At 39.4% G+C, this 5,347-nt stretch carries 5 protein-coding genes; all 5 read right to left on the bottom strand.

The features are described from left to right. Positions 1-387: hypothetical protein (locus tag FWF39_RS11765; RefSeq protein ID WP_343383630.1), on the bottom strand; the 387-nt coding region annotated here is incomplete at its 3' end. Positions 388-398: 11 nt separating this feature from the next. Next, positions 399-803 carry a hypothetical protein gene (locus FWF39_RS11760; protein WP_343383629.1) on the bottom strand — a complete coding sequence of 135 codons (405 nt, stop codon included), beginning with the start codon at positions 801-803 and terminating at the stop codon, positions 399-401. A 312-nt stretch (positions 804-1,115) separates the two neighbouring features. Further along, positions 1,116-3,422, bottom strand: coding sequence for a S8 family peptidase (locus FWF39_RS11755; RefSeq protein WP_343383628.1), 2,307 nt, complete (start codon positions 3,420-3,422; stop codon positions 1,116-1,118). A gap of 1 nt (position 3,423) precedes the next feature. Continuing rightward, complete coding sequence (locus FWF39_RS11750; RefSeq protein ID WP_343383627.1) at positions 3,424-4,542, bottom strand: ATP-binding protein; 1,119 nt, start codon at positions 4,540-4,542, stop codon at positions 3,424-3,426. Between the two features lie 188 nt (positions 4,543-4,730). Beyond that, positions 4,731-5,347 (bottom strand): transcriptional regulator (locus FWF39_RS11745; protein ID WP_343383626.1); only part of this gene is annotated, 617 nt, incomplete at its 5' end.

The following is a 5,347-nucleotide window of genomic DNA, read 5'->3' as shown; positions in this document are numbered from 1 at the left end:
CAAGTGGCCGATTGCACATATGCCAAAGCTTGCCATGATGCAAACGATTAGTTGGTTTGGGGTGTTGGGGAACAGGTAGGTGTGTAGGGTTTGTAGGGGTAGAAGGGCAAAAAACAGTAGCAGAGGAACCTCGATTAGTAGGGGGAAGAGTATTGTGGCTTTTTTGAAGCCCGCATTTTTTGTTAGCCATACGAAGAGTTTGTTGCGTTCATTGTTGTGAAATTGGTTGGGGTTTTCGAGGTAGAACCTGTGGGTTGAATGTAGATCAAAGCCTAAACAAAACAACCACCCTACAATAAACAATGCGTGGGTTTGGGGAAAAATGGCAGATAAGAAAAGAAAGGTGGGGATGGCTACTATTAGGGTTAGTAGTTCTTTGAGCGGCATCTTTGGTCAGTTTAGGTGACAGAGTTTGTTGTTTTTGGGTTTGTTGGGTTTGTGCGGCTTAGTTGGATTCCACCATAAATCAATCCAGCGATGACGACCACGACACCTATGTACATCAAGAGCTGCAAAAGATTATCAACCGCACTAATCAATTCAACGGGCAGACCTGCTTGCATCGTTGTTACATTCCAGCCCGTCACCCAAAAGGCAACTGGTTTGGCAACCGCCATAAGCACCCCTGCAATAACACATCCAACCAAAACTTTCTGTGCGCGAGCCTGCTCCTCAGGACCCTCTGATCGAACAAGAGGCAACGACCGATAGACAAACAACGTGGTAGTAAGTAATGCAATAAGCGTAGGCAACACATTTGAGCTTAGAAGGTTAGAAAACAATAGGGTTACTGTTGAGGTCAACTTAGTTTGTCTCCTTTGTCTTTTTTGAATTCGAACTCGAACCTGATGTTGAATACAACTTGAGGGTTGTTTTGAATTTGTGGAAATATTTGCTAAAAAAGCCTGAAATGCCTGTTAGCATTTTACATTTAGAGATTTTTTTACATACAGTATTATTATGCATATAGAGACCTAAAAATAGAGTACACAGAAATTTTTAAAGCCCATAAGACCCACACAGAAAAATGAAGCCCCCAGAGGCACTATATGCACTCTAAGAGCACTCTGAACTTTATTGGACAAATTAAGCCTTTAACCATAACAACAGGTTGGTTAACTATTAATGTCAACCATGATGCGATTGATGTTTCTTAATGTAATTGGAGCCAAATTTTTGTAGGTCTGTAAAATTGCATCATAAAGACTTCCAGTGTAACTTTGTGCCTCAATCGAAACGGCTACATGATATTTAATGCTCTGAGCATTGAACTTATTACGATCAATTGCCTGCAAAGTCAGATATGGATTACGCAAAGAAGAACCTCGCATACGCTGATGCTTTTTGATAACCGTATCCCACTTGTAATCTTTCACCCGTAAATCATCTTCAGAACGAAAAGACTTTGGTGTACAACTCATAGGAAACGGTGATTTCTTATAACCCTCAGCAAGAAGATTTTGCTCCCTTTCTATGTCAGCAGCTTTGCACAAATTTAACCTCTTTGTGAGCGGTTTTTGAGTCTTAGGGTCTTCCTTAGTATACTTAAAGACATCTGTATGGGGAATAAAAACATCGTCTATGCAATCATTTGTATATGCGTCGGGATCGTTTGCATACGGAGCTACTATCGTTGTAATAGTCCACGATATGTTAACCATGCCTTTAATGCTGTTAATGTTGGGAGCAAATATGGGCAAATTAACTATTTGTGCTGGCTCAAGTAGCCCTGAATATAGAATAGTCACTTTTTTGTCATCACAAGACAAAATCTCATCCACATCTTCAAGACAAAAACCATGACCCTGCTCGTCTAGTGTGAACTTTTTATTAAAACGGGCAGTATGTATCAACAACGTTCGGCCAAGATGCGGTGCAATGTTATCACTCTTTGCCATAAGCTTACCAATCTTATGCACCGTATATGGAGAGGAAAAACTAGTACCATACGATGTTGCTAGCGAATCTGGTTTTGAACCTACTAAAACAAATGGGCGATCAATACTCCCTCCAAAATCAAGCAAATCAGGTTTAATCTTAGCACCTTCTCGTCCACGCCCAACACAACTATAGGCTGCTCGTATCTTTGAACCATCAACTGTTGTTAAAGTGTATGCACCTACACCTAATCCATTGACCATATCTGCAGGCGATTGCACACGATTAAAAGGCTCAGGCAAATCACCATCATTTCCAGCCGCAACACAAAATAAGGGATTAACCTCTCCCTCAGAGACATCATAAGTAAGTTGATCGAGAACATACGTAAAACGGTTAATGCTGTCATCAATAATAGCCCCTCTAGGACCAAAAGACACGTTGCAGAGTTTTAGATCACGACGACCACTAACAATTTTTTCAATTTCATCTATAGCCTCATAAAGCTCAAAATCCGCTTTATCTTGTATTGGAAGCACTCTAAAACTTTCTACCGAAACATAAGGCGTTTGAAGAGGATAAAATTTATTTTTCCCAGCCAAATTTCCATGTAATACCGCACCACAGACAGCAGTACCATGCGACAAGTAGTTCTCATTTGGAGCCATTACTGCGCAATCAGTTGTTTTTACATACCCCTTTAACAACGGAAGAGTATCATCTGCACCACCATCAAAAACTCCAACAACAATACTAGATTTTTTGTTTGATGACGAAGGTTGGGGTGCATCTCCAACAGATACAGTTCTAACGGGTGTTATGTCTATTTGCCCCAGTGGATGCATAGCTCGTAGAGGGTTAAAACGCTTTATATTTTCTAATTCAACACGACTACACTTAGCACTAATGAAAGTTAAACCCGATTTATACGCTTTTACTCTTGTGTCTTTTCTTGGAATCTTACTTGTGGAATAAAATTTATCTAACATTTGATCGTGTTCATTTTCTAATGGATGCAACACAATTTCTACAATACCCTTGTTCCAGTCTTCAGGAAAACCCATAATTTTCTCATCAGGTCTTAGAAGATCCAACGAGTGAATAGACCCAATTTGATCACGCCAATTCTGCACATCATCTTTGACACCTGATGTCAAGGTTTCTCGTAGATTACTAAGACCCATATCATCCGTTTTAACAAAATATAGTTTTGCAACCTGCTGTTGTTCTACCCCATTATCCTCTGTAAAACGATATTTTCTTCCACCTACAAAGCTCAGGTTATCAGTGGTTAATAATTGATTTGGAACATATGATTTGGCTTCAAATTTAGGCTCCATACGAACGCATACAATTTTTTCTTTCAGAAAAATCTCGTGCTTTTCGTGAATTGCATCGAAAATTCTGTTAAGGTCTGCAACAATTTTAGGTTTTGCCTCTTCGTAGTCATGTGGAATGTCTTTTGGGCCACCCGAGTTCTTTTTTTCTATAGGCTTTACGTAAAGTTCTCCATGCGCAATAATTGGATATTTTGAACCTGTCATATTATTTCACTTTTTCCTTCTTCTTTTCCTTGTTTGTCAAATATCTAGAAACTGTTGCTAAGGGTATTTGGGTGATTTGAGCTACCTCTCTTTGAGATAATCCGAATTCTTTTTTAAGCATATTGCATGTGACTATTTTTTCTTCTTTTGTTTCAGGTAGAGTTATTTTAAATAGTTCAGTTAAAGCCACAAGGTCAACCTTTACTTCTGGATTTAGCAAAGCCTGCCGTTTTATGTGTTCACATAATTTACAGATATCAGCAGCGTTTACATTTTTGGTATTGATCGTTAAGCATTTGATACTACTTGGCTTAAGGTGTTGCCCAAGTTTACCTAAATGCCTTTGCAGTAGTAGAGTTCGTTCATTTTCTTCAGGCATAGGTATGGTAAGTGTGCGGTCAAAGCGTCTCCATATGGCTTTGTCTAATAGCTCAGGGTGGTTAGTCGCTCCAATGATAATGCAATTACTTGGGCAGGCTTCTAATTCTTTTAGTAAAACATTGACTAATCGTTTTAGTTCGCCTAAGTCGCTTGCATCATCGCGGCGTTTTGCGATGGCATCTAATTCGTCAAGTAATAGTATTGCATTTTGGTTTATGGCGTATTCAAAAATGCTTCGGATATTTTGGCCTGATCTGCCAAGAAAACTAGATATTGAGGATGCTAAATCCAAGGTGATTAGTGGTAGTTTGAGTTGGTGCGCTATCCATTGGGCTATGTAGGTTTTTCCTACTCCGGGGGCTCCATTGAGAAGGATGCTGTTGGGTGGAATTATATCTTCGTCTAGGAATTTGTTGAGCATTTTGCGTTCTTTAATAAAATCATCTAATTGTTTACGCACTTGCTCATTGAGTATTGGATCGAGCATTTCTATGGGTTGAGCTGTCTTTACTAGTGCGTGTCTTGTTTCTCGGTCTACTGGTGGGTGAGGCAGGTTTAAGGAACGGGTGCTTGAATTTTCGAGTCCAGCGTAGGCTAGAGCTTTTGTAATTTCTGCGGCTATGTCGGGGCGGTCTTTTTTTATTTTTTTTGCAATCATTAAAGCGGTTGCTTCGATGTTCTTTTTATCGGACTCTAAGCTTGCCCGTACAAGTGTAGAAAGTAAATCGAATGCATCCATTGCTGTTCCATTCCCAAATATTTGCCTATATTGGAACACTTGTGTTTGATGTATAATAAATGGTTTTTCTACATGTTTTGTTCCATTTACCATTTACTCGCAAAAATGGAACAGGCATTTCAGTTTTCAGATTGGCATTGTTTTCGCCCAATTAGTTTAACAGGTTTTATTTGTCTTATTGTAGGGCATTAATTTTTCACTTTAAGCATCAAAGTCTGGGGTACAAATAGTTGCCAATGCTTATCAAAAACAACCTCAGAACTCTCAGCGGAGATAAATTCCTTATGAAGATAACGGATGCTCTGGCCGATATGTTGTTTGCATTTATCAAAAAAACGATCAGATAAACGTAGGGATTTTTTGAGTTGTGAGAGTATGTATCCGGTTTTTTGGTAGAGAAATTGCTTGTTGTAGAGTTGCAGGTACTCTACGAGCTTATTTTCCTCAACATACGGAATTAATGCTATGCATTGTAGCACTTCTTCTAGGCCAGCTATTTTCTCAAAATCGTTTATACTATCAAGTATGGTTCGTTCCATATCGGTCACACAGATCCCGTCAGAATTTTTTACAATGCCAACTGTTAGGCGGGGGTAGAGATATTTGTAGGTTATATCGTCAAATTTGAAGGGTGTGAAACGGGTTTTGCCTGAAACATGGACGGTGTTGAAGACTTGGTTTGCGCAGCCATAGTATTCAAAGGCAGTGTGATGGGATAGATAGGTGTCTTCTGTTATGGTGGTTGCTATTTTGTATCGGGTTGGGATTATTTGATCTGTTTCTAGGCTGATTGTGGCGTAGAGGT

Origin of the sequence: Candidatus Bathycorpusculum sp. (genome assembly GCF_009778815.1) — an archaeon.
In the GTDB taxonomy this organism is placed as follows: Archaea; Thermoproteota; Bathyarchaeia; order Bathyarchaeales; family Bathycorpusculaceae; genus Bathycorpusculum; species Bathycorpusculum hydrogenotrophicum.
This window is presented reverse-complemented; position numbering and strand designations above follow the sequence as displayed.